The organism is Halobellus marinus (genome assembly GCF_032113415.1).
GTDB classification, from domain to species: Archaea; Halobacteriota; Halobacteria; order Halobacteriales; family Haloferacaceae; genus Haloquadratum; species Haloquadratum marinus.
In genome coordinates, this window is sequence record NZ_CP134946.1 from 783402 (window position 1) to 805502 (window position 22101).

The following is a 22101-nucleotide window of genomic DNA, read 5'->3' on the forward strand; positions in this document are numbered from 1 at the left end:
AGACGCCGTAAAAACGGTACGGAGCTATCGGCAGCCGCCGGCGTTGTGTCCTACAGGAAGTCCCGGACCTCCGAGTACCACATCTCGTGGTGGTCGACCTCGCCGATGCGCTCGGCGATGGCGACCGCGAGCACGTGCCAGCAGCTCTCCTCGGGGTCCTCGGGGTCGAGGTTGTACGAACTGTCCTTGCAGGTACAGCCGCCATCCTCGACGACGTACTCGTCCTCGTGGCCGACGACGACGGTGAAGTCACGGTAGCGCTTGACCCGTCCCTCGGAGACGGCCTCGATGGCGCGGGTGCCGCGGTCGTCGTGGATCCCGACCAGGGTGTCGACGGCGCTCGGCGTCAACTCGCCCGCTTCCGTCAGCGCTCGGCGCCAGGCGGTTTCGGCGTCGCTTTCGGTCGCCGTCGGGACGGCGTAGTCGGTCTCTCCGTCGGAAGCGTTCTCGGTCGACGCAGGTTCGCCGGGGATGTCTTCGGAGGGCGCGGCTTTGTCAGGGAGGTCCTCTGATGGTGCGGCTTCCTCGGCGGTCTCTTCGGGTGGCGCGACTCCGTCGCTGGCGTCGGCGGGGCTGTCGGTGCTCCCGTTTTCGGCGTCGTCGGCGTCGGCCCCGCCGTCGGTGCCCCCGTCCCCGTCGCTCACGCCCGTCGGTTCTCCCGGCGCAGACAAAACGGCACCGGTGGATCCGGTGGTCGAAAGACCGTCGCCTGCCGGCCGGAAGCTTTCGGTCGCCTTCTTCGCTCTCTCCCATCGCATCGTTTTTCGCCTGTGGCGTGCGACCGGACGTATGGACGTTCGTGAGGGTGCCGTCGAGATTTCGGTCCCGGACGCCCGGGACGGCGCGTCGGAGGGCGCCGGCGACGACGTGTTCTACAACCCGACCCAGGAGCTCAACCGCGACGTGACGGTGGCAGCACTCCGCGCGTACCGCGACCGCGAGCCCCGCGCGAGTTCCTACCTCGACGCGATGGCGGCAAGCGGGATCCGCGGCGTTCGCGCCGCTGCGGAGGGATTCGACGTGACCTGCGCCGACGTCGACGCTGAAGCGGTCGATCTCGCCCGCGAGAACCTCGACTGCAACGACCTGTCGGGCGAGGTCCTCGAGCGCGACGTCAACGCCCTGCTGTACGAGTCGCTTTTCGATATCGTCGACCTGGACCCGTTCGGGACGCCGATCCCCTTCGCCGACGCCGCCCTCTCGAACGCCCGGAGCCTCGTTTGCGTCACCGCGACCGACACGGCGCCGCTGTGTGGCGCCCACCAGCGCTCCGGAATCCGGAAGTACTCGACGCTGCCGCAGAACACCGACTACCACCCCGAGATGGGGCTGCGCGTCCTCCTCTCGGCGCTGATCCGGACGGCCGCCCGCTACGACAAGGCCGCCGTCCCGATCCTCTCGCACGTCTCGCGGCACTACGCCCGGACGTACCTCCAGATCGACGCTCGGGCGACGCAGGCGGACGAACTCATCGACGAACTCGGATACGTCCACCACTGCGAGGACTGCCTCCGCCGACGCCACGAGTACGGTCTCGTCGCCCACCCGCCGGAGACCTGCGACATCTGCGGCGGCGACCGCCTCTTGACCGCCGGGCCGATCTACCTCGGAGCGATCTGCGACCCCGAGTTCGCCTGCAACGTCCGCGAGTCGGTCACCGACGAGATGGGCGAGGCCGCGCGGGCCCGGCGGCTCCTCGACACCGTCGCGGCGGAACTCGACACGCCGACTCACTACGACCAGCACCGACTCTGCAAGCAGTGGAACCGCTCGGCGCCGGCGATGGACGATTTCCTCGAAACGCTCCGGGACGCCGGCTTCCCGGCCTCGCGCGCCCACTACTCCGGGACGGCGTTCAAGACTCCCGCGACCGTCGCGGAGATCCGCGACGCCACCGCCGAGTGATTCTTGTGTCGATCCGCCGAAGTTGGGGGCGTGAGCATCCGGACTCAGCGTCGACTCGCCCTTCCGCGCTCGATCTTCGAAACGGTCCGCGACCGCGAGGTGACGTTCCTCGCGGCGGGGATCTCGTATTACGTCCTCGTGTCGCTCGTCCCGCTTTTGACGCTCGTTGCGGTCGTGGCGACGTTCATCGGTGGCGCTGAGCTCGCCGCCGAGGTTCAGACGCTCGCAGGCGAGTATCTCCTTCCAACCGGCTCCGAGGTCGTCGGGAGCGCGTTGGCCGACCCCACGGGCCGGGGCACGCTCTCGGTTCTCAGTCTGGTGATCACGGTCTGGGGGGCGCTGCGGCTGTTCCGCGGCGTCGACGTCGCGTTCGCGCGGATCTACGGGTACCCAACTAGCCCGATACTCTCACAGCTCTCGGACGGAGTGATCACGCTCGCGACGCTCGGCGTGGCGGCGATCGGCGTGGCGATCACGACAGCCGTGATGACCGTCGTCGACGTCCCGCTCGTCGGGATATTGAGTCCGCTCGTCCTCCTGGGCTTTCTGATCGTCGCCTTTCTGCCGCTGTATGCGGTCATCCCCGACATCGACGTGGGTGTCCGTCGGGCGCTCCCCGGTGCGGCGTTCGCCGCGGTGGGCTGGTCCGCATTGAGCGCGGGGTTCGGTCTCTACACCCAGTTTTCCAGCGGCGTCGCCGGGGCCCTCGGCGCGGTGTTGCTCCTCGTGACCTGGTTTTACTTCTCGGGGATCCTGGTTTTGACCGGCGCCGCCGTCAACGCCGTCCTCGCGGGACGGATCGACGAGCAAGGTCCCATCGCCGACTCGACGGGGCGATCGCTCGGCCGGGTCGACGCCCCAGACCGGCAGGTAGAAAACCCGCCGGACCGACGTGCCGAGCAGACGATGAGCGCGGACGACGAGACGACCGACGACGCGCCTGGCGGCGGGAACGCGGGTGACGCGACTGGCGGCTGGTCCGCGAGCGAGGCGGCTGGCGACGGGTCCCCACCCGACGACGACTCGCCGACCGACACCGACGTCGATCCCCGCGGCGCGCCCGATATCGAACAGCTCGACCGACGCATCGAGGAACTGCGGGCCGACCTCGACGCCTTCGAGGACGACGTCGACGCCCGGACGGTCGAGCGCCCCGACGTCGAAGCCGAGATGCGCCGCTACGTCCGGGGGCGGATGCGGGGGAGCAAGGCCCGCGGCTGGGGCCCGTATCTCGTTCTGCTGTACGGCACCGTGGCGACGATCGCCGCGTTCTACCTGCTGCAGTCGGACCTGCTCGCGGTCGTCGCGATGATCGTGATCTACCTCTCGACGCTGGGGCTTTATGCCCTCTTCGTGGTTTTCGGCGTCGGCCTGAACGCACTGGGCGTTCCCGGCCGGCTCCTCGATTGGGTGCGGGATCGTCGGTCCTGAGGCGGCCGATTGCGTTTTCGACCCCGATTCTGCGCCACAGTTCCCGCAGCTATTTGTCCGTCGGGCGGTGATGCCGGACCGATGACGACACTTCTGGTGCCGCTTTCCGCCCGTGGGGTCGGCGAGGTCGGATTCGCCGAGTCGCTCCCGGAAACCGTCACAGCGATCTTCTGGGGCCTGACCCACCTCGGGAACCCCTATCTGCTGCTCACGTGTGTCGCTGTCGCGTATCTGTTCGGAGATCGCATCGGCATCTCGCGGCGTGGCGCGGCGTTCGCGCTCGCGCTCGGTCTGGGTGCGATCGGGCTCACGCTCGGACTGAAGGCGTTCTTCGGGCTCCCGCGCCCGCCGATCTCCTACCGCGAGGGACTCGGCTTCCCGAGCGGCCACGCGCTGGGATCGACGACCTTCTGGGGCGGCGTCGCCGTTCTCGCCCACCGCGGACGGTGGCGGTGGCGGCTCGGCGTCGCGGGCGTCGTGGTCGCGATCGTCGCGCTCTCGCGGGTCGTCATCGGCGTCCACTACCTCGTCGACGTCGTGGCGGGCGTCGCCGTCGGCGTCGCCTTCCTCGCGGCCGCGTTCGGACTCGGTCCCGGGTTCTCGCCGACGGGTCAGACAGGGCCGCTCTCGGAACCGACCCACCGGCACGTCACCGCGCTCTTCGGCGTCGCGCTCCTGTTCGGCCTCGCCGGCCTCCTGGTCGCGCCGGGGGAGAGCGAACTGCTGCTCGGCATCGGTACGTCGGCAGGTGGGTTGCTCGCGTGGCAGCGGTTCGGTCGCGCGGCCGCGGCCGCGACGGTCGACGTCTCCGGGCGGACGCTCGCAATCGGCGGGGGCGGGCTTGCCGTCCTCCTGGGGGCGATGAGCGGAACAGCGGAACTGGCCGACAGCGCGCTGCTGATCCTGGCTGCCGGCGCGATCGGCGCGATCTGCCTACTCGGCCTGCCGCTCGTCGTCGGCGGGCGTAGCGGCTCGGGGCGGTAACGCGCGAAAAAGAAACGGGACGGAAGCGGTGACTGACGGCGGCGTTCACACCGAGTACTCTCGTCTCTTCCCGCCGAGCGCCGTCACCGGAGTGGCGCTCGGCAGTAAACGGTGAGAGTACTCAGTCTCAGTACGTTTCGAGGTACCGGTCGAGTTCCCACTGGGAGACGTCGATGCGGAACTCGTCGTACTCCTGGCCTTTGGCCTCGATGAACTTCTCGTAGACGTGGTCGCCGAGGGCCTCCTCGATGACTTCGTCCTCCTCGAGGGCCGCGACTGCCTCGCCGAGGTTCGCCGGCAGCGTCTCGATGCCGTACTCCTGACGCTTCTGCTCGTCGAACTCGTAGATGTTCTCCCGGACCGGATCCGGACAGTCGAGGTCGTTCTCGATGCCCTCGAGTCCGGCCGCAAGCAGCGCCGCGAAGGCGAGGTACGGGTTACACGACGGGTCGGGGAAGCGGGCCTCGATCCGGCTTGCTGCGGGGATGCGCGCCGCCGGCTTCCTGATCAGCGCAGAGCGGTTGCGGTCGGACCAGGCGATGTAGACCGGCGCCTCGTAGCCCGGGACGAGGCGCTTGTAGCTGTTGACCGTCGGATCGGCGACGGCCGTGATCGCCGGCGCGTGTTCGAGGATACCGGCGAGGAACGAGTGTGCCGTCTCGCTGAGGTCGAACTCGTCGTCCTCGTCGTGGAAGGCGTTCTCGCCGTCCTCGAACAGCGACATGTGGGTGTGCATCCCCGAGCCGTTGATCTTCGGGATCGGCTTGGGCATAAACGTCGCGTGCAGGTCGTGCTGGGCCGCGATGGCGCGGACGACCGTCCGGAAGGTCGCGACGTTGTCGGCCGTCGACAGCGCGTCGTCGTACTCGAAGTTGATCTCGTGTTGGCCCTCGGCGACCTCGTGGTGGCTGGCCTCGATCTCGAAGCCCATCTGTTCGAGGCCGTGGATGATGTCGCGGCGCACATCCGAGGCGAGGTCCTTCGGCGCGAGGTCGAAGTACCCGCCGGCGTCGCTCGTTTTCGTGGTCGCGCGACCGTCTTCGTCTTCCTCGAAGAGGAAGAACTCCGGTTCGGGGGCGACGTTGACCTCGTAGCCCATCTCCTCGGCGCGGTCGAGGACGTTCTTCAGGACGCGCCGCGGATCGCCCTCGAACGGCTCGCCCGTCGAGGTGTTGATAACGTCGCAGATGAGGCGGGCCGAACGGCCGTCGCGCCACGGAAGGATAGCGAACGTCTCGGGATCGGGCTTGAGCCGCATATCGGACTCCTGAATCCGGACGAAGCCCTCGATGCTGGAGCCGTCGAAGTAGATTCCGTCGGTGAAGGCTTTCTCTGCCTGCGTGGCGGGAACCGCGACGTTCTTTACGGTCCCGAGAATGTCGGTGAACTGGAGGCGGAGGAACTCGACCTCTTTCTCCTCGATCTCGTCGATGACGCGCTGTGCTTCCGCTGAAAGGCCGCCGTCGGGGACGGCGTGTTCGTTGTCGTCCGTCATATTTCTGGACGGTTCTACCGAACACTCCCAGTATAAAGACCTTATCGCTTAGTGCAAATCCCTCGCAGTTCGGGGGAATTGGATATTCGTAAAATTCTAATGCCCCCGAAGGCATTGTGACTGTAATGACGTACGAAAACCTCGATGCCAAGCTGATCAACGCACTGCTCGGCGACGGTCGCGCGAGCCTCCGAAGTCTCGCGGAAGAACTGGACGTCTCGGTCACGACAGTCTCGAATCACCTCCGGGATCTCGAAGACCAGGGTGTCATCGAGGGATACACCCCCCGCGTGAACTACGACGCGCTCGGCTACGACGTCACGGCGATCATCCAGCTGAAGGTCGAGGGGAGCGCGCTGCCGGAGATCACCGACCGCCTCAGGGGCCACAAACAGATGACGACCGTCTACGAGGTCACTGGCGACTACGACGTCATCGCCGTCGGGAAGTTCGAGGACACAGACGGGATGAACGACCAGATCAAGGAGCTACTCACCGACGCCGACATCCGCGAGTCGAACACCAGCGTCGTCCTCAACGCCGTCGTCGAAAACGAACAGTTCGACCTCGAGGTCGACGAGGAGTAGCGTCGCCCGCACCGACGCCGGGTTGCGTCATCCGGACTCTCACTCCCCGGGGAGCTGCTCGCCGTCCCTCACGTCGTCCTCGGCGTGTGCGCGGACCCAGAGCTGCCCGATCCGCGAGAGGCGGGTCCGGTAGGATTTCCCGTGGTCTTCCTGTTCGATGTAGCCTTTCCCGCCCGGACCGAGCCGGTCGACGTTGTAGATGACCTTCGAGCGGAAGGAGTCGGTGTATTCCTCGTTCATGTCCCGCGCGAGCGTCTCCGCGAGTTCGGAGACGGACTCGAACTCACCGTACTCGCCGAGCTCGAAGAGGATGACCTCCTCGAAGGGTTTGACGTTCCGGAAGGAGGCGATCGGGAGTTCGACGATGTGGCTGTCGCCGATCCGTTTGGCGCCGATAGTCGTCCCGCGCTCGTCGAACTCCTCGACGATGTCGGCCGCGGACTCGTAGCGCTCGCGGATCCGCTCGTCGTCGACGTCCGCGCCGGCCAGAAGTTCACCGAGCAGGTCCTTCGCCGCGCGGACCTCCTCGGCGAGTTCGGTTTCGAGGTACTTCTCGGGGGCGGTGTAGTAGGTGTGGATCCGCTCGCGGTCCTCCTGCCGTTCGACCATGATCGAGTGGGCGGCGGTGGCGAACGCGAAGGAGACCGGGCGGGGCATCGCCGAGACGTTCACCCACACCTCGGCGTCCTCCGCGGCGTCGAGTTCGGCGTTGATGAGGTCGTAGGCCTGCTCGAAGGCGGCGTCGTAGTCGTAGACGTCGGCGACGACGACGCGTTCGGTCTCGGCGCCGAGCAGGTTCTGGAAGTCCTTCTCCAGTTTCCCCGAGAGGTTCCGGGAGTACTCGACGTTCGACTCGCTGCCGACGGCGCCCTCCAGCAGGATCACCCGGTCGACATCCCGCTGGTCCCGGATGAGCGGCGCGATGAGCCGGTCGTAGTCGAACCCGACCGGGACGATGTGGGTCTGCATACGCTCTCGTAGGGAGGTCCAGATGTTAAACCGCCCTGATGCGTCGTGGGTGGACGACGGCCGCGAGCCGTCACCGCGGCGGAAGCCCGCGTAGCGCGGTGATCGATCAATCCGCGCGCGTGCCGACGGTGAACGCCTCGTCCCGCTCGTCGGCGTCGGCGGAGGTGATGAGGGATCCGCCGACCGTGAGCACGAGCGAGAGGGCCATCCCGTAGAGCGCGAAGTCCCAGGTGAGATATGTCGAACCGAGGATAGTGACGCCGCCGACGGTGACCGCCGGCAGGAACACGTGCGCGAGGTAGAACAACTGGGCCCCACCGACCCCGGCGAGCATCCCCTGTCGCGTCGTCTTCGGCCAGTAGAGCGCCACCATCACCGGCAGCGCGAGCTGCGCGTAGCCGCCGAAGGCGGTGCTCCCGACGGTGATGAGCGTTCCGGGCCGGAACAGGCTTGCGACGAACGTCCCGACCGCGAAGGCCGCGACGCCGAATCGGGCGATCCACGCCTCCCGCTCGTCGGTGGCCGCGGGGTTCACGAACGGTCGGTAGAGATCCCGGGTCAGATACGACGACCCCGAAAGCAGCATCGAGTCCGAGGAGGACATCATCGCCGCCATCGCGCCAGCGACGACCAGCGCCGCGAACCACGCCGGCGTGTACGCGTTCAACACCACGGGGATGACGTTTGCGCCCTCCGGCACCGAGACGCCGAGTCCGGCCGCCCACGACCCAAGCAGGAACGCAGGGACGAAAAGCAGGAGGACGAGCACCGGCCACAGCGCGAAGGAGCGCTTCAGGACGCGGGCGTCCTTCGCGACGAAGAAGCGCTGGTTGATCTGCGGGAACATCGTGACGCCGAACGCGATGGTCACGGCCTGGGCGATCATCCACTGCGGCGAGTAGACGCCGCCGCCCAGCGAGAGGAACTCGGGGTTCGACTCGGCCATTGACGCCGACACCGCCTCGAAGCCGCCCGCGCTCGACAGCACCCAGCCGACGGCGACCCAGACGATCCCCAGCATAAACACGCCCTGGATGGTGTCGGTCCACGCGACGCCGCGGAGCCCCGCGAGCACGACGTAGACGATCATAAACAGCGTGATGAACGCCGCGCCGACCCAGTAGGGAACCGTCCCGTTCGTGAGGCCGACGATCGCCTCGCCGGCACCCATCTGCTGGAGCATCACGTACGGGAACAGCCAGAACAGCGAGATGCCCGCGACGAGCGCGCGCAGGCGCTTCGAGCCGAACCGGTCGCCGAGCATCTCACCCAGCGTGACGTACCCCTCGACCTTCCCGATCAGCCACTGCCGGTAGCCGATCGCGTACCAGAGGATGGCAAACAGGATGCCGTCCATCAGCCCCATCACGAGGATCCACTCCGGACCGGCGCTGTACGCGAGGTTCGGTCCCCCGAAGAAGGTGAACGCCGAAAGCAGCGTTGCGAACGTCGTGAAGAGCAGGACGACGGTCCCGAGCGACCGACTCGCCAGGTAGTAGTCCTCGGCGTCGCGGCCGGTCAGCCGGTAGGCGACGACGCCGACGCCGAGCGCCACGAGCAGGTACGCGCTGATGACGCCCAGTTGGACCAGAAGCGTCGCGTCAACCATCGAACCCCACCTCCTCGGGATCGACGTCCATTCCGCGGTCCCACGCGCCGCGGGCGAACAGGGCGAACGCGACCGACGCGAGCGCCATCCATCCGACGTGCCACCAGAGCCACAGCGGCAGACCGACCCACGTCGTCGAGTTCCCCCACAGGAACCAGGGAATGGCGAACGTGACGAGTACTGCGAAGACGCCGATCCATAGATAATCGCTCTTCCGTCGCGTCATCGAACTTATCTCATCACCCGATATACGTAAACGTTCTTCTTTCAAAGTTCGATAGCAAGTATCGAAGAAGTATTCTCTTCAATACTGAGTACAGGTTAACATCGGTTTAATACCCGTTTTCAGGGTCGAAGGAGTCGAAGACGGGGGTTCAAGTCGCGTTCGGCCGCCGAACTCCCCGGTACGATAGATATTTGCCGCGAGACGCCCATATATAAAGACGTCATCGGGTTTCCCATGACGCTCATATCACAATCACACCCCTTCGGGGGGATTCACCAATGGAAGACACGGAAAAATACCTCATTCACGCAGCGATCACTGCCGACGGGATCGTGGAGCGGTCCGACGTCGTCGGGGCCATCTTCGGCCAGACCGAAGGGCTCCTCGGCGACGATCTGGACCTCCGCGACCTCCAGCAGTCGTCGAAAGTCGGACGCATCGACGTCGAAATCGACTCCCAGAACGGCCAGTCCTTCGGGACCGTTACCATCGCAAGCAGCCTGGATCGGGTCAAGACCGCGATCCTCGCCGCCTCCCTCGAGACGATCACGCGGGTCGGTCCCTGCCGGGCCACCGTCGAGGTGACCGACATCGAGGACGTCCGGGAGGCAAAACGCCGCGAAGTCGTCGAGCGGGCGAAGGAACTGCTCTCGCAGTCGTTCGACGAGAGCGTGATGTCCTCGACGGAGATCTTAGACGAGGTCAAAGAGAGCGTCCGGATCGAGGACATAAGCGAGTACGAGGGGCTGCCGGCGGGCCCGCGCGTCGCCGACTCCGACGCCGTCATCGTCGTCGAGGGCCGTGCAGACGTGCTGACACTCCTCCGATACGGGATCAAGAACGCTATCGCCGTCGAGGGCACCAACGTCCCCGACGCCGTCGCGGACCTGACACAGGCACGGACGACGACGGCCTTCTTCGACGGCGACCGCGGCGGGGAGCTACTCCTGCGTGAACTCACGCAGGTCGGCGACGTCGATTACGTCGCGTTCGCGCCCGAGGGGCAGTCAGTCGAGGATCTCAAGCGGCACGAAGTGTTCGCGGCTCTCCGCGATAAGACGCCGGTCGAATCGCTCTTGGAGGACGGATCGCTCGAAGTCCCAAGCGCCGACAACGGGGATGAGCGACCGGACCCTCGCAGGGAGTCGCCGACGACTGAGTCGGCGGCGCACACCCCCACGGGCGAGTGTCGAACTGACGCGGCACGCAGCGATCCGGGTACAGATCCGTCGGCCACCTCGGCCGAGAACGGCCGTCCCAGTGCAGTGACGCCGGACGACGTGGCGGACACGGCCGAAGACGCCGCCGGAACCGACGGCAGTGCGGAGGCGGTAGGTGACGCAGATCAGGATACACCAGCGGACGACGAGTCGGCGGCGGCAGAACGCGCTGATTCGGACACGGCAGGCGACGCCGAGGACGACACCACAGCCACCGAGGCAGCGGAGGCAGTCGACGCCGAGGCGACGCCTGCCGATGCCGTCCAGCCATCCGGCAGCGACTCTCCGAGTCCGACTGACGGGTCCCCGGAATCGGCTGACAGCTCTCCCGACTCGCCCGGCGGCGACGACTCCGACACCGACGTGACGACCGGAGCGGAGAGTCCCCGGACGGCGTCCGATTCGGAGACGGCGACGACCGGTAGCGCCGATACGGCCGACGAAGACGCTGTCGCGTCCGCGACGGAGGACGACACCACTACCGATCGTCCCCGCTCGCTCCGTGAGCACGTTCGCGAGGTCATCGACGACGGGAGCGGCCGGATTCGGCTCCTCGACGACGACCTGGTGACGATCGGGGAACGACCGGCTGCCGAAGCCTTCGATGCCCTCGCCGAGGCCGACCCGGTCCCGTTCGCCGCCGTGGTCGACGGCGAGTTCACCCAGCGGCTGCTCGACATCGCAGCCCAGCGCGGGGTCGACCACGCTGTCGCCGCCGAGACCGGCGAGTTCGTCAAGAAACCGGCGGGCGTACGGCTGCTGACTGCGGATCAGTTGGCGAACTCGGTCGCGAGCTGAGCGCCGCTCTGGTACTGTCGCGTTGCGTTTTTTTGGCGTCTCAAACTTCGTACGCGTAGATGACCGCGTCCGAACTCCGGGAGCTGTCCGCAGTCCCGTCTCCGCCACCTTCGCCATCAGTTTCGTAGAAGCCCTCGTTGTAGCCGACCGGCTCGAAGCCCACCGACTCGTACAGAGAGCGGGCGGGATCGTTGCCGACGGCGACCGCGAGCGTCACTCGCGTCCCCGGATCCTGCTCGGCGAGGAAGGCCGACAGGAGTGCCCGCCCGCGACCCTCCCGGCGGCGTTCCGGGTGGACGACTAGTTCCGCGAGGTGGGTGTTCTCGCCCTCGACGGCGAGGAGGTATCCGATCGGCTGCTCCGCCTCCCGGTCGTCGACAGCGACGAGACAGGTGCCGACAGCGGGGGCCGCATCGAGCAGGTCCGGGGAGGGCGACGCCAGGTGCGACTGGAGCGTCGCGAGCGTCGGCAGGTCGTCGCGTCGGACAGGTCGGATCACGAGAGGACGAGTGCGAAGGCGGCGAGTGCGCTGACGACCGCGCCCACGAACGTCGCCGCGAAGTTGACCGCCTCGTTCCCGAACCGTGGGCCCTCGACGGTCGCACCCAGGACGCTGTCGGCGGTCATTCCCGCGAAGCCGCCGAGGGTAACGACGACGGCGCCGAGCGGCGAGACGCCCGCCAGCAGGACGAACGCGACACCACCGACCAGCCCGGCACCGAGCAGGCCGAACACTTCGCCCTGCCAGGTCACGCCGCCGTCGGTCCCCGGTGGAACGGGCTCCAGTGTCGTGACCAGCCGGGGGTTGTCGTAGAGGCCGCCGAGCTCAGAGGAGAGCGTGTCGCTCAGCGCGGCGGCCATCGATCCGGCGAACGCGTACTGAAACAGGCCGCCGTCGAGCGGAAGCGAGCCACTGCCGGCAAAGAGGATCACACAGAGGAGCGCAACGGCGGCGTTGCCGAGGACGTTGCCGGTGCCGCGGGCGCCCTCGTTCTCCTCGGCGATGCCGCGGCGCTTCTTCTCTTCGTATTTGAACTTCGTCGACAGCGACCCGACGCCGAAAAAGGTGATGAGCACGGCGAACCAGCCGATGCCGCCGAAGACAATCACGAGCAGCCCCAAAAGGACGCCCGAGAGCATCCCGGCGACGGACGCCGCCCCCAGCGCGTAGGACGCGTACCCGAGCGCGACCGTCACCGCCAGCGCCGCGACGACGTCGACCGTTCCGACGCCGTTGGCGAGCGCGTCGAACAGCCACAACAGCATCCCGGTCGACAGCATCACCAGCGGATCGTCGCGCTCGAAGAGCATCTCCCGGAAGAGCGCCGCCACGAGCGTTCCGGCGACAGCGAGGAAGGTAAACCGCGGCGCGAGAACCGGCAACGAGGTCAGCGACGCGATTGCCACCTGTCCAGCGACGCCGGCGACGCTCCCGGCGACCGCGAAGCCCGCCGTCCCGAGAAACGGGTTGTCGGTCGTCTCGGCGACGAGCCGCTTGCCGAGGTTCCCGTACGCGAGGACGAGCACGGCGGCGACGAAGAGGTCCGTCGGCAGCCCGATTTCGGTCGCGAGGATCGCCAGCCCGGCGGCCGCCAGCGCGAACCCGGTGAGCCCGTTGAGCCGTCCCTCCCGCCTGTCTGCGGGGCGAGCAAATAGCTCGAACAGCGGACCGTCGGTGATCGCAAAGGCCGCAAGGACCGCCACGGCGGCGAAGGGAACGAACGCCGCCCGACCGAGGACCGGCGCGGCCACCGACAGCGTCCCCACCAGGGCGAACCCGCTCGCCCGCCGGAGCGTCGGTTGCACACCCCCGGATAACCCGGAGGCGTACTTAACCCTCCCGACATCGGGTGTGGGCCCGTCTCCCGATCCCTCGGCGATAGTCGAGGCGTCGTTCGATCTCCGTCTCCGTTCGTCCCGCCCCCGACGGCATCAATCTGTTCCGATCTCGCCGGAATCAATCTGTTCCGACTCCGGCAGAATCGATTCGTCCCGATCCCGGGGAGAATCGATCCGTCCCGAACCCGGAGACATTTGTCGCCGCGGGGTGGACTGTCCCCCGTGGGACTGTACGACCGCTATCTCGCCCTCCGCCACCGCCTCCACGACGCCGATCCCCCCGAGCACGTCGCACTCGTAATCACCGAGCGGGATCTGCTCGAACAGGGAGCCTACGGTACTCTCTCGGCGTTCCTCGGGTGGGCCTTCGAGTACGGCGCCGAGCGGGTCACCGTCTCGGTCAGCGTGCTCGACGAGGCCGTGGTGCCGACACTATCGCGGGAACTGCAGGACCTGGACGCTCCCCGACGCGTCGCGGTTCGCGAGCCGGGAGACACCGAACGGGCCGATGCACCGGTGCGCATCAACATCGGCCTCGGCGGCAAGCGGGAGTTCGCGGCCGCGGTCAGACAGATCGCCGAGGCCGTCGACGCGGGCGACCTCGCCCCCGAGGAGGTCGACGCCGACCGGATCGAGGAACGGCTGGTGTTCGACGACGAACCGGATCTGCTCATCAAGACCGGTGCCGAGCGGCTGTCGGACTTTCTCATCTGGCAGTCGGTGTACTCGGAACTGTACTTTACTGACGTGAACTGGCGGGACTTCCGGCGGCGGGACTACCTCCGGGCCGTGCTCGACTATCAGAACCGACAGCGGCGGTTCGGTCGGTGACCTGACGGCGCCCGACTGCGGCGGCGGACCCCGCCCTGCCAGTTCAATCGCCGTGATCTACCGGCTCCGCGCCGTGCTGCCGTTCGAGCTCCTCAGACACCTCTCGGGCGCCCGCGGAGGGGAGTTGCTCCCGGAGGCGCCCGGCGACGGCCTTCGCGTCCGCGAGTTCCGTCTCGGTGACGGCCCGCAGCAGCGCGACCGCCCGGTCGGCACGGGACTGCTGCCAGGACTGCTCGCGGGCCTGGTAAGTCCGGAGCCCGCGGAGGAAGTCCACCTTCGAGAACTCCGGCCAGTAGGGCGCACAGAAGTAGACCGCGGCCTCGTTGCCGTTGGCGTGCCACGGCAGGAAGTTCGAGGTCCGCTCGTCCCCGCCGGTCCGGATGATCAGGTCGACGTCGCGGGTGGTGTGTTCCGCGAGCCGGTCTTCGACCGCGTGGATGTCGACCTCGTCGGGTGAGAGTTCGCCCTCGGCGACCTCTTCGGCGACGTCGCGAGCGGCCCCGAGCAACTCGGAGCGCCCGCCGTACGCCAACGCGATGTTCAAGCGGAGGGTGTCGTAGCCGCTCGTCCGCGACTCGGCGTAGGTGACCGCCTCGCGGACCCGCTCGGGCAGCCGCTCGACGTCGCCGATGGCGCCGATGCGGACGCCGTTGTCGTGGACGCGGTCGGCGTCCGCGAACTCGTAGAGCTTCGATTCCAGCAGGTCGAAGAGCGGTTGCAGTTCCTCGTCGGGTCGGTCGAAGTTCTCCGTCGAGAAGGCATACAGCGTCAACTCCGCGATCCCGAGTTCGTCGCACCACTCGAGGACGCGCTCGGTCGTCTTCGCCCCTTCGCGGTGTCCCTCCGGAGCGTCGTCGCCCTGCTTGCGGGCGTAGCGCCGGTTGCCGTCCTGGATGATCGCGACGTGCGTGGGTGCGGAATCGAGCTGTCGGCGGAGCATCCGCTCGTAGGCGTCAGCGAATCGTCGACGGAGCGGGTTCGCCATACCCGAACACATTCCGTCCGTCGGTATGTGTCTTTTCGTTGTAATGCGCGGTGCCCCGCCGCCGACTCCGGAGCGATCGACCGACTGCGAAACTCTCACAATCTATTATATAAAATTACCGGCCACGTGCGGCCGCTGCGCGCGCCCGAGGTGGGCTTAATCTGATCCTCGTCGATGTTAGAGTATGGCAACGGATACCACGACCTCGACAGCGACCGGTACAGACACGGCCGAGTGGCAGTACGGCGTCGTCGCCGGCGTGATCGGCGGCATCGTGATGGGCGCGCTGATGGTGATGCAGATGCGCCCCGTCCTCGAGGTAGCGATCCCCTCGATGTACTTCCTGACCGGTGGGGCGGCGGGCTTCACCATCCACGTCGCTCACAGCGCCGTTCTCGGCGTCGTCTTCGCCGCGATCGCGTCGACGCAGACGGATCTGTCGACCGCAAAGGGCGTCGCGCTCGGTGCGGGCTACGGCGTCGCGCTCTGGATCGTCCTCGCCGTCATCGTGATGCCGATCTGGCTCTCGGCGGTCGGTTCGCCCGCGAACCCCCCACTCCCGAATGTGAGCGTCACCAGCCTGATCGGTCACCTGGCGTACGGTGTGGTGGTCGGCGGCGTGTACGCGACGCTTCGGTGAACAACGCGCGGCCAAGGGGGACCCGTTACGCGTCGAGCAGTTCGACGAGCAGCCCCTTCTGGGCGTGCAGGCGGTTCTCCGCCTGATCCCAGACGAGTACGCGGTCGGACTCCATCACCGCGTCGGTGATCTCCTCCCCGCGGTGGGCGGGCAGACAGTGCATCACCGACGCCTCGGAGTCTTCGAGGAGGTCCTCGTTCACCTGATACCCCTCGAAGGCGGCCAGTTTCTCCTCGCGTTGGTCCTCCTGGCCCATCGAGATCCAGACGTCCGTGTAGACGACGTCCGCGTCGGCGACGGCCTCGCCGGGGTCGTCGACGACCGTCGGCTCGTGGCCGAGATCCGCTGCCTGCTCTACGACCGCATCGTCCATTCCGTAGCCCTCGGGCGTCGCGACTGTCAGGTCCAGGCCAACCATCGCGGCGCCGATCACGAACGACTGCCCGACGTTGTTGCCGTCGCCGACCCACGCGGCCTGTACCCCGTCGAAGCCGTCGAAGGCCTCCCTGATCGTCAACAGGTCCGCGAGTGTCTGACACGGGTGGGCGTCGTCGGTGAGTCCGTTGACGATCGGGACGTCCGCGTACTCGGCGAGTTCGAGGAGGTCCTCGTGATCGAACAGCCGCGCCATCACCACGTCGACGTACCGCGAGAGCACCCGCGAGGTGTCCGAGAGCGGTTCGCCGTGGCCCAGTTGGATGTCGTCGGGGCCCAGGAAGATGGCGTGGCCGCCGAGCTGGGTCATCCCGGTCTCGAAGGAGATCCGGGTCCGCGTGCTGGGCTTCTCGAAGAGCATCCCCAGCGTCTGCTCGGGCAGTCTCGCCCCGTCCTCGCCGGCTTTGATCGCGGCGGCGCGGTCGAGGACGGTGTGCAGTTCGTCGGTCGCGAGGTCGTCGATGTCGAGGAAGTGGTCGGTTTGGAGCATCTGTCTCACTCCTGCAGGCGCTCACAGACGTCGACAAGCACGTCGATCGAACTGTCGTACTCCGCGAGGTCGAGGTGTTCGTTCGGCGCGTGATCCAGGTCCGAGTCGCCGGGGCCGTAGGTCGCCATCGGGCAGTCCCACGTCCCGGCGTAGATGTTCATGTCGCTGGTCCCGGTCTTCCGGAGGAGCCGCGGCTCGCCGCCGGCCCCCCGGATCGCGGCGCGGAGCGCGGCGGCGACTTCCGTCCGTGGGCTCGCCATCACGGGCGGGATCGGCGTCTCCCAGTGAACACCGCCACGATCGAGTTCACCCTCCGCGACCTCCCGGACGTCGTCGATGGTGTACTTCGGCGGGACCCGGAACTGCACGTCGACGGTCGCCTCGACGGCGAGGCCGTCGTCGGTGGGGCCGCCGTCGAAGCGGACCGGTTTGGTCGTCACGGTGTCGAAGACGCCCTCGGAGTCGTCCTCGTCGAAGAAGTCCGCGACGCTGGACCACCAGTTCACCGCCGACTGGATGGCGTTGTCCTCGGGACGCGAGGAGTGCCCGAGCTCGCTCGTCGAGACGTACGTCCCCGCGAGGAACCCGCGGTAGCCGAGCGTGATGCCGTCCCACCCCGAGGGCTCGCCGTTGATAACGGCCTCGGGCTGTCCCCGGTCCTCGACGAGGTGCCACGCGCCGTTGGAACCGGTCTCCTCGCGCACCACGCCCACGAAGGAGACGCCGGTCTCGACGGCCGCGACGGCCATCGCCGCGAGCGGGCCCGTGGCGTCGACGCTCCCGCGCCCCCAGAGGACGCCGTTCTCAATCTTCACCGGGACGTCGCCCGGGACGGTGTCGATGTGGGAGGTCAAAAGTACCGAATCGTCGGCCGGCGCGCGGACGTTGCCGGCGTCGTCGATCCACACCTCCCGATCGTGTTCCTCGAAAAACTCCTTCAGCCGCTGGGCGGCGGCGCCCTCCTCGCCCGACGGCGAGGGGATCGAGACCAGATCCGCAAGCAGGGTCTGGGCCTCGGTCAGCCCCTCGGTGAGGTTCTCCTGGACCTCGAAGACGTCGTGGCCGGTGGCCTTGAACGTGATCCCGCCGTCGCTGGCCGGTTCCGGTGTCTCCGGCGGCGTTTCGGCATCCTCGTCGCGTTCGGCAGCCGGTTCGCCCTCGTCGCCATCGACGCTCAGCTCGTCGTCCCCGTCGAGTTCGGCGCTCATTTCAGCACCTCCACGATCGAGTCGACGAACTGGTCGGCGTGCGTCTCGTCGATGATCAGCGGCGGCAGCAGGCGGACGACCGTCCGCCCGGCCGGCAGCGCGAGCACCTGCTCGGAGAGCGCGAGGTTCTTCAGCACGCGGTTGGCGCCGCGTTTCACCTGGATCCCGATCATCAGGCCGACCCCCCGCACCTCGCGGACGGGCAGGTCGTGTTCCTCGACGGCCGCCTCCAGTTCGCTGCGCAGGTACTCGCCGACGTGCGCCGCGTTGGCGGGGACGTCCTCGTCGACGACGGTGTCGAGCGTCGCATTGGCCGCCGCCGCGACCACCGGCCCGCCGGAGAAGGTCGAGCCGTGGTCGCCGGGGTTCTCGGCGATCCAGTCAGCCACGAGGGTCGTCCCCAGCGGCAGGCCGTTCGCGATGCCCTTCGCCGCGGTGAGGATGTCGGGTTCGACGCCGACGCCGTCGCAGGCCCACAGGTCGCCCGTGCGCCCGACGCCGGTCTGGATCTCGTCGAAGACGAGCGCAGCGCCGGTCTCCTCTGTGACCTCGCGGGCGTGTTCGAGGTACTCCGCGGAGGCGGGATGGATGCCGCCCTCGCCCTGGACCGGTTCCAGGAAGACGGCGGCGGTCTCCTCGTCGACCGCCTCGGCGAGCGCCTCGCCGTCCCCGTAGGGAACGAACTCGACGCCGCCCGCCAGCGGCTCGAACGGCTTCTTGTACTTGTCCTTCCAGGTCATCGCGAGCGCGCCCAGCGTCCGGCCGTGGAAGCCGCGCTTCGTGGCGACGATCTTCTCGCGGCCGGTGGCCGAGCGGGCGAACTTCATCGCCGCCTCGTTGGCCTCGGTCCCGGAGTTACAGAGCCACACGTTGTCGACCGACCCGGGGCCGAGCGCGGCCAGTTTCTCGTAGAGGTCCGTTCGGACGGAGACGGGATACGACGCCTGGACGTAGGTGAGCCGTGCGGCCTGCTCCTGGACGGCCTCGGTCACGGCCGGGTGGGCGTGGCCGAGCGTCGCGACCGCGTACGACGCCCCGAAGTCGAGGTATTCGGTGCCGTCCTCGCCGTAGAGATACGCACCCTCGCCGGACTCGATCTCGATCGGCTTCTCCGAGAAGACGAAGCCGCCGCTCATCCCGTCACCTCCGGGTTCTCCTCTCCGTTTTCCGTCTCGCCGTCATCGTCGACCGCTTCCGTCTGGTCGCCCTCGTCCGGCTCGACGACGGCACTCGCCTCGATGTGCGTGCCGCCCCCGTCGAGTGCGCCCGAGACCGGCGCCGACGCGTTCGCGTCCGCGACGATCACCGTGCGTGCGCCGCCGTCGAGGGCCTCTCTTGCAGCCATCACTTTCTTGGTCATAAATCCTTCCGCTGCGTCCTTGAGCCCGTCGAATTCAGTCGGCGTGGAGACCGACTCGATCAGCGTCGATTCGTCGTCGGGATCGGCGTAGATTCCCGCGACGTCCGTGAGGACAACCAGATCGGCGCCGAGCGCGCCCGCGACTGCCGCGGCCGCGCGGTCGGCGTCGGCGTTGACCGCGACGCCGTCGTCGGCCAGCATCGGCACGGTCACGACCGGCGTGTAGCCGTCCCCGAGCAGGGTCGCAAGCAGGTCGGCGTTCACCTCGGTGATCTTCCCCGAGTGGTCGCCCCGCTTGATCTTCTTCTTGCCGTCCTCGATCACCCGCACGGCCGACTTCCGCGGCCCGGTCAGGAGGCCGCCGTCGACCCCCGAGAGGCCGAGCGCGTCGACGCCCGCATCCCGGAGCGAGACCGTGAGATCCGTGTTGAGTTTGCCGGGCATCACCATCGAGAAGACCTCCATCGTCCGCTCGTCGGTGAACCGCCCGACGACGCCCCCCGGGGTCTCGACGTACGTCGGCTCCTCGCCGAGTTGTTCTAAGGTCTCGTCGACGGCCGTCGAGCCGCCGTGAACGACGACGACGTCGCGTCCCGCTTCGACGAGGTCGGCGACGTCCGCGACGGCACCGGCCGGATCGACCGCACGTGCGCCGCCGACTTTGACGACGACCGGCGGATCGGCGTCGCCGCTATCCTCCCGCTCGCCCGCGCCGCTATCCTCCTGCTCGCCCGCGCCGCTATCCTCCCGCTCGCCGCCGTCGGCTCGGAGTGCTCGCTCGTCGCCCGTGGCCGGCGTCGTCTGGCGTGCGTCGCGTGCGTCGTGGGTGTGATATTCGTGCGTCATCGTACGTGGTCCGGCAGGTGTCAGGGAGCGCCGACGGGGTGGAGCCCGGCGAACTCCAGGCCGGCGGTCTCCTCCATCCCGAGGGCGACGTTGGCGGCGTGGACGGCCTGTCCGGCCGATCCTTTCATCATATTGTCGATCGCCGAGAAGACGACCAGCCGGCGGTTGCCGGGGTCGATCTCGAAGCCGACTTCGCCGTGATTGGTGCCGGCGACCGCCTTCGGTTCGGGATAGCGGTAGACGCCGCCGCCCCCGGCGACGGTCCGCATAAACGGCTCGTCGGCGTAACTGTCGCGGTACGCGCCCCAGAGGTCGCCCTTCGAGACCGGTTCTTCAGGAAAGACGTGACAGGTCGCGCTCGCGCCGCGGGTCATATCGACCGCGTGGACGGTGAAGGACACCGAGAGACCGAGGAACTGCTCGATCTCGGCCTCGTGGCGGTGCCCGGTCGGCGCGTACGGCCGGACGATGCCCGAGCGCTCCGGGTGACTGGAGGCGTCGCCGCCGCCCGCGCCACCCTCCGAGGAGCCGACCTTCACGTCGACGACAACCTGCTCGTCGCCCGTGAGGATGCCGGCTTCGAACAGGGGTTTCAGCCCCAGGATCGTCGCCGTGGCGTTGCAGCCGCCGGAGGCGATCAGGTCGGCACCGGGGAGGTTCTCGCGGTTGATCTCGGGGAGCGCGTACTCCGCGTCTTCGAGGTATTCCGGACAGACGTGGCCGTCGTACCACTCGTCGTACTGCGCTTCCGACTCGAGCCGGAAGTCAGCCGAGAGGTCGACGACGGTGTCGGCGGCGTCGCGGAACTGGTCGATGTGCTCCATCGAGACGCCGTGCGGCGTCGCCGCGAAGAGGACGTCGACCGATTCGAGCTCTTCGGGGGACGTGAACCGGAGGTCCATCGCCCGGAGGTTCGGGTGGACGTGCCCGACGGTCTTGCGTTCCTTCGAGCGGCTCGTCGCCTGGACGACCTCGAACTCGGGGTGACTGTACAAAAGGCGGAGGAGTTCTCCGCCCGTGAATCCCGACCCGCCGACGACGGCGGCCGTGTAGTCGGCGTCGGTGCTCGTGCCGCCGTCGGCTCCGGGACCCGTCTCGTCGCTCATGTCCTCGCCTCCGTCGTCGTCGACTGTTCGACTTTCGACTCCAGCCAGTCGACGGCCGCCGCGGGGACGTCGACGTCGACGGCATCGTTCAGCGCCTTGAACTCGACGGTGTGGTTGACCTCGTGGACGGTGTAATCCGATCCCGTCTCCATCAGGTCGACGCCGAGCAGGCCGCCGCCGACGGCGTCGGAGGCGGCGGCGACGAGTTCGCGGGCGCGGTCGTCGAGTTCGAACGCTGCGACCTCCCCGCCCTTCGCGGCGTTGGTCAGCCAGTGGTCCGACGAGCGGGTCATCGCGGCGACCGGCTCGCCGTCGACGGCCACGACGCGGATGTCGCGGCCGGGTTTCTCGACGAACTCCTGGACGTAGAACACCTTGTGCTCGTAGTGGCCGAGCGTCGCCTTGTGTTCGAGGATAGCCTCCGCGGCCGAGCGGGAGTCGACCTTCGCCATCAGCCGCCCCCACGAGCCCATCACGGGCTTCAGCACACAGGGGTAGCCGAACTCCTCGATGATCTCTAAGGCGCTGTCGGTGGTGAACGCGACTTCCGTGTTCGGCGTCGGTACGCCCGCCCGTTCCAGGGCGAGGCTGTTTTTCACCTTGTCGGCGCAGACGTCGGCGGTCCTCGCGGAGTTGACGACGGGAACGCCGTAGGCGTCGAGGAACTGCGTGACGTAGCGGCTCCGGCTCGTCGCCAGACACCGATCGACCGCGATGTCGACGCCGTCGAACGATTCCGGGGGGTCGGAAATGCTGAACTGCTCCTTCCGGACGTCGATCTTCTCGACCTCGTGGCCGCGCTCGCGAAGCTCCGAGAGGAGGAGCTTCTCGTCCCGACGGATCCGGGAGTAGAGCAGCCCGACCTTCATCTCACTCGCCCCAGTCTTCTTCGAGTTCGGGGGCCTCCTCGAGTGTCAGCGGATCGACCGAGACGACCTCCAGTTCGGCGCCCGTCGCGGGGCTGTCGACGATCTCGCCGACCTCGACGTCGGCGGGAATTTCGATCTCCTCTCCGGTCAGCGGGTCTTCCGCGGTGATGGTTTCTGCCATACCTGTCGGTGGGCAAGGAAGCGACTTAAACCCATCGAAGCTATCGGATAAATTAACTGACCGGTGAAACCACTAACGGCGTGAAAA

At 67.8% G+C, this 22101-nt stretch carries 22 protein-coding genes; 7 read left to right on the plus strand and 15 right to left on the minus strand.

What is annotated here, in order from left to right:
- Positions 1–50: 50 nt before the first annotated feature.
- Positions 51–368, minus strand: a complete 318-nt coding sequence (locus RJT37_RS04040) for a hypothetical protein (protein WP_313689843.1) — start codon at positions 366–368, stop codon at positions 51–53.
- Positions 369–789: 421 nt separating this feature from the next.
- On the opposite strand from RJT37_RS04040, the gene RJT37_RS04045 reads away from it, so the two are divergent.
- From RJT37_RS04045 to RJT37_RS04055, 3 genes are all read left to right on the plus strand, one after another.
- On the plus strand, positions 790–1905 hold the full coding sequence (locus tag RJT37_RS04045; protein WP_313688013.1) for a tRNA (guanine(26)-N(2))-dimethyltransferase: 1116 nt from the start codon (positions 790–792) through the stop codon (positions 1903–1905).
- 30 nt (positions 1906–1935) lie between these two features.
- Positions 1936–3336, plus strand: a complete 1401-nt coding sequence (locus RJT37_RS04050) for a YihY/virulence factor BrkB family protein (RefSeq protein ID WP_313688015.1) — start codon at positions 1936–1938, stop codon at positions 3334–3336.
- Positions 3337–3417: 81 nt separating this feature from the next.
- The gene (locus RJT37_RS04055; protein ID WP_313688017.1) at positions 3418–4320 is read left to right on the plus strand and encodes a phosphatase PAP2 family protein; all 903 of its coding nucleotides are present in this window, start codon (positions 3418–3420) and stop codon (positions 4318–4320) included.
- A gap of 127 nt (positions 4321–4447) precedes the next feature.
- Here the strand turns inward: RJT37_RS04055 and glnA are convergent, their stop codons facing one another.
- Positions 4448–5815, minus strand: coding sequence for a type I glutamate--ammonia ligase (gene glnA, locus RJT37_RS04060; RefSeq protein ID WP_313688018.1), 1368 nt, complete (start codon positions 5813–5815; stop codon positions 4448–4450).
- A gap of 125 nt (positions 5816–5940) precedes the next feature.
- Here glnA and lrp point away from each other — a divergent pair, with 125 nt between their 5' ends.
- Positions 5941–6402 carry an HTH-type transcriptional regulator Lrp gene (gene lrp / locus RJT37_RS04065; RefSeq protein ID WP_313688020.1) on the plus strand — a complete coding sequence of 154 codons (462 nt, stop codon included), beginning with the start codon at positions 5941–5943 and terminating at the stop codon, positions 6400–6402.
- A gap of 39 nt (positions 6403–6441) precedes the next feature.
- Here lrp and RJT37_RS04070 read toward each other — a convergent pair whose 3' ends face one another.
- From RJT37_RS04070 to RJT37_RS04080, 3 genes are all read right to left on the minus strand, one after another.
- The gene (locus tag RJT37_RS04070) at positions 6442–7371 is read right to left on the minus strand and encodes an HFX_2341 family transcriptional regulator (protein ID WP_313688022.1); all 930 of its coding nucleotides are present in this window, start codon (positions 7369–7371) and stop codon (positions 6442–6444) included.
- A 106-nt stretch (positions 7372–7477) separates the two neighbouring features.
- Positions 7478–8980 carry a sodium:solute symporter family protein gene (locus RJT37_RS04075; RefSeq protein ID WP_313688024.1) on the minus strand — a complete coding sequence of 501 codons (1503 nt, stop codon included), beginning with the start codon at positions 8978–8980 and terminating at the stop codon, positions 7478–7480.
- A complete protein-coding gene (locus tag RJT37_RS04080; RefSeq protein WP_313688026.1) occupies positions 8973–9206 on the minus strand; it encodes a DUF3311 domain-containing protein in 234 nt (77 codons plus the stop codon). The genes RJT37_RS04075 and RJT37_RS04080 overlap by 8 nt, the downstream gene beginning before the upstream one ends.
- A 278-nt stretch (positions 9207–9484) precedes the next feature.
- On the opposite strand from RJT37_RS04080, the gene dnaG reads away from it, so the two are divergent.
- Entirely contained in the window at positions 9485–11224 is a 1740-nt protein-coding gene (dnaG, locus tag RJT37_RS04085) for a DNA primase DnaG (protein WP_313688028.1), read from the plus strand.
- Between the two features lie 40 nt (positions 11225–11264).
- Here dnaG and RJT37_RS04090 read toward each other — a convergent pair whose 3' ends face one another.
- Together RJT37_RS04090 and RJT37_RS04095 are read right to left on the minus strand one after the other, a co-directional pair.
- Positions 11265–11723, minus strand: coding sequence for a GNAT family N-acetyltransferase (locus RJT37_RS04090; RefSeq protein ID WP_313688029.1), 459 nt, complete (start codon positions 11721–11723; stop codon positions 11265–11267).
- Complete coding sequence (locus tag RJT37_RS04095) at positions 11720–13030, minus strand: DUF92 domain-containing protein (RefSeq protein WP_313688031.1); 1311 nt, start codon at positions 13028–13030, stop codon at positions 11720–11722. The genes RJT37_RS04090 and RJT37_RS04095 overlap by 4 nt, the downstream gene beginning before the upstream one ends.
- A gap of 255 nt (positions 13031–13285) precedes the next feature.
- Here RJT37_RS04095 and RJT37_RS04100 point away from each other — a divergent pair, with 255 nt between their 5' ends.
- Positions 13286–13894 carry an undecaprenyl diphosphate synthase family protein gene (locus RJT37_RS04100; RefSeq protein WP_311170449.1) on the plus strand — a complete coding sequence of 203 codons (609 nt, stop codon included), beginning with the start codon at positions 13286–13288 and terminating at the stop codon, positions 13892–13894.
- A 43-nt stretch (positions 13895–13937) separates the two neighbouring features.
- Here the strand turns inward: RJT37_RS04100 and uppS are convergent, their stop codons facing one another.
- Positions 13938–14879: a polyprenyl diphosphate synthase gene (gene uppS, locus RJT37_RS04105; protein ID WP_313688033.1), complete on the minus strand. Its 942-nt coding sequence runs from the start codon at positions 14877–14879 to the stop codon at positions 13938–13940.
- 184 nt (positions 14880–15063) lie between these two features.
- On the opposite strand from uppS, the gene RJT37_RS04110 reads away from it, so the two are divergent.
- Positions 15064–15519 (plus strand): histidine kinase, encoded by a 456-nt coding sequence (locus RJT37_RS04110; protein ID WP_313688035.1) that lies wholly within the window; start codon positions 15064–15066, stop codon positions 15517–15519.
- Positions 15520–15544: 25 nt separating this feature from the next.
- On the opposite strand, the gene argF is transcribed toward RJT37_RS04110, so the two are convergent.
- Genes argF through lysW form a run of 7 tightly spaced genes read right to left on the minus strand, consistent with a single transcriptional unit; the run spans position 15545 to position 22014 of the window.
- The gene (gene argF / locus RJT37_RS04115) at positions 15545–16444 is read right to left on the minus strand and encodes an ornithine carbamoyltransferase (RefSeq protein ID WP_313688037.1); all 900 of its coding nucleotides are present in this window, start codon (positions 16442–16444) and stop codon (positions 15545–15547) included.
- Positions 16445–16449: 5 nt separating this feature from the next.
- Positions 16450–17652 carry a [LysW]-lysine hydrolase gene (locus tag RJT37_RS04120; RefSeq protein ID WP_313688038.1) on the minus strand — a complete coding sequence of 401 codons (1203 nt, stop codon included), beginning with the start codon at positions 17650–17652 and terminating at the stop codon, positions 16450–16452.
- Positions 17649–18788 carry an aspartate aminotransferase family protein gene (locus tag RJT37_RS04125; RefSeq protein WP_313688040.1) on the minus strand — a complete coding sequence of 380 codons (1140 nt, stop codon included), beginning with the start codon at positions 18786–18788 and terminating at the stop codon, positions 17649–17651. The genes RJT37_RS04120 and RJT37_RS04125 overlap by 4 nt, the downstream gene beginning before the upstream one ends.
- Entirely contained in the window at positions 18785–19858 is a 1074-nt protein-coding gene (locus RJT37_RS04130) for an acetylglutamate/acetylaminoadipate kinase (protein WP_313688042.1), read from the minus strand. Before RJT37_RS04130 ends, RJT37_RS04125 begins: the two co-directional genes overlap by 4 nt.
- A gap of 20 nt (positions 19859–19878) precedes the next feature.
- Positions 19879–20964 carry an N-acetyl-gamma-glutamyl-phosphate reductase gene (argC, locus tag RJT37_RS04135; RefSeq protein WP_313688044.1) on the minus strand — a complete coding sequence of 362 codons (1086 nt, stop codon included), beginning with the start codon at positions 20962–20964 and terminating at the stop codon, positions 19879–19881.
- Positions 20961–21833 (minus strand): lysine biosynthesis protein LysX, encoded by an 873-nt coding sequence (gene lysX, locus RJT37_RS04140; RefSeq protein WP_313688045.1) that lies wholly within the window; start codon positions 21831–21833, stop codon positions 20961–20963. The genes argC and lysX overlap by 4 nt, the downstream gene beginning before the upstream one ends.
- 1 nt (position 21834) lies before the next feature.
- Positions 21835–22014, minus strand: coding sequence for a lysine biosynthesis protein LysW (gene lysW, locus RJT37_RS04145; protein WP_121568781.1), 180 nt, complete (start codon positions 22012–22014; stop codon positions 21835–21837).
- Positions 22015–22101: the final 87 nt, after the last annotated feature.

Coding starts and splice junctions, on each gene's coding strand:
- lysX (WP_313688045.1), bottom strand. CDS start 21,833: ATGAAGGTCGGGCTGCTCTACTCCCGGATCCGTCGGGACGAGAAGCTC.
- lrp (WP_313688020.1), top strand. CDS start 5,941: ATGACGTACGAAAACCTCGATGCCAAGCTGATCAACGCACTGCTCGGC.
- RJT37_RS04125 (WP_313688040.1), bottom strand. CDS start 18,788: ATGAGCGGCGGCTTCGTCTTCTCGGAGAAGCCGATCGAGATCGAGTCC.
- argC (WP_313688044.1), bottom strand. CDS start 20,964: ATGAGCGACGAGACGGGTCCCGGAGCCGACGGCGGCACGAGCACCGAC.
- dnaG (WP_313688028.1), top strand. CDS start 9,485: ATGGAAGACACGGAAAAATACCTCATTCACGCAGCGATCACTGCCGAC.
- RJT37_RS04055 (WP_313688017.1), top strand. CDS start 3,418: ATGACGACACTTCTGGTGCCGCTTTCCGCCCGTGGGGTCGGCGAGGTC.
- glnA (WP_313688018.1), bottom strand. CDS start 5,815: ATGACGGACGACAACGAACACGCCGTCCCCGACGGCGGCCTTTCAGCG.
- RJT37_RS04110 (WP_313688035.1), top strand. CDS start 15,064: ATGGCAACGGATACCACGACCTCGACAGCGACCGGTACAGACACGGCC.
- RJT37_RS04070 (WP_313688022.1), bottom strand. CDS start 7,371: ATGCAGACCCACATCGTCCCGGTCGGGTTCGACTACGACCGGCTCATC.
- RJT37_RS04080 (WP_313688026.1), bottom strand. CDS start 9,206: ATGACGCGACGGAAGAGCGATTATCTATGGATCGGCGTCTTCGCAGTA.
- RJT37_RS04120 (WP_313688038.1), bottom strand. CDS start 17,652: ATGAGCGCCGAACTCGACGGGGACGACGAGCTGAGCGTCGATGGCGAC.
- uppS (WP_313688033.1), bottom strand. CDS start 14,879: ATGGCGAACCCGCTCCGTCGACGATTCGCTGACGCCTACGAGCGGATG.
- RJT37_RS04075 (WP_313688024.1), bottom strand. CDS start 8,980: ATGGTTGACGCGACGCTTCTGGTCCAACTGGGCGTCATCAGCGCGTAC.
- lysW (WP_121568781.1), bottom strand. CDS start 22,014: ATGGCAGAAACCATCACCGCGGAAGACCCGCTGACCGGAGAGGAGATC.
- argF (WP_313688037.1), bottom strand. CDS start 16,444: ATGCTCCAAACCGACCACTTCCTCGACATCGACGACCTCGCGACCGAC.
- RJT37_RS04130 (WP_313688042.1), bottom strand. CDS start 19,858: ATGACGCACGAATATCACACCCACGACGCACGCGACGCACGCCAGACG.
- RJT37_RS04045 (WP_313688013.1), top strand. CDS start 790: ATGGACGTTCGTGAGGGTGCCGTCGAGATTTCGGTCCCGGACGCCCGG.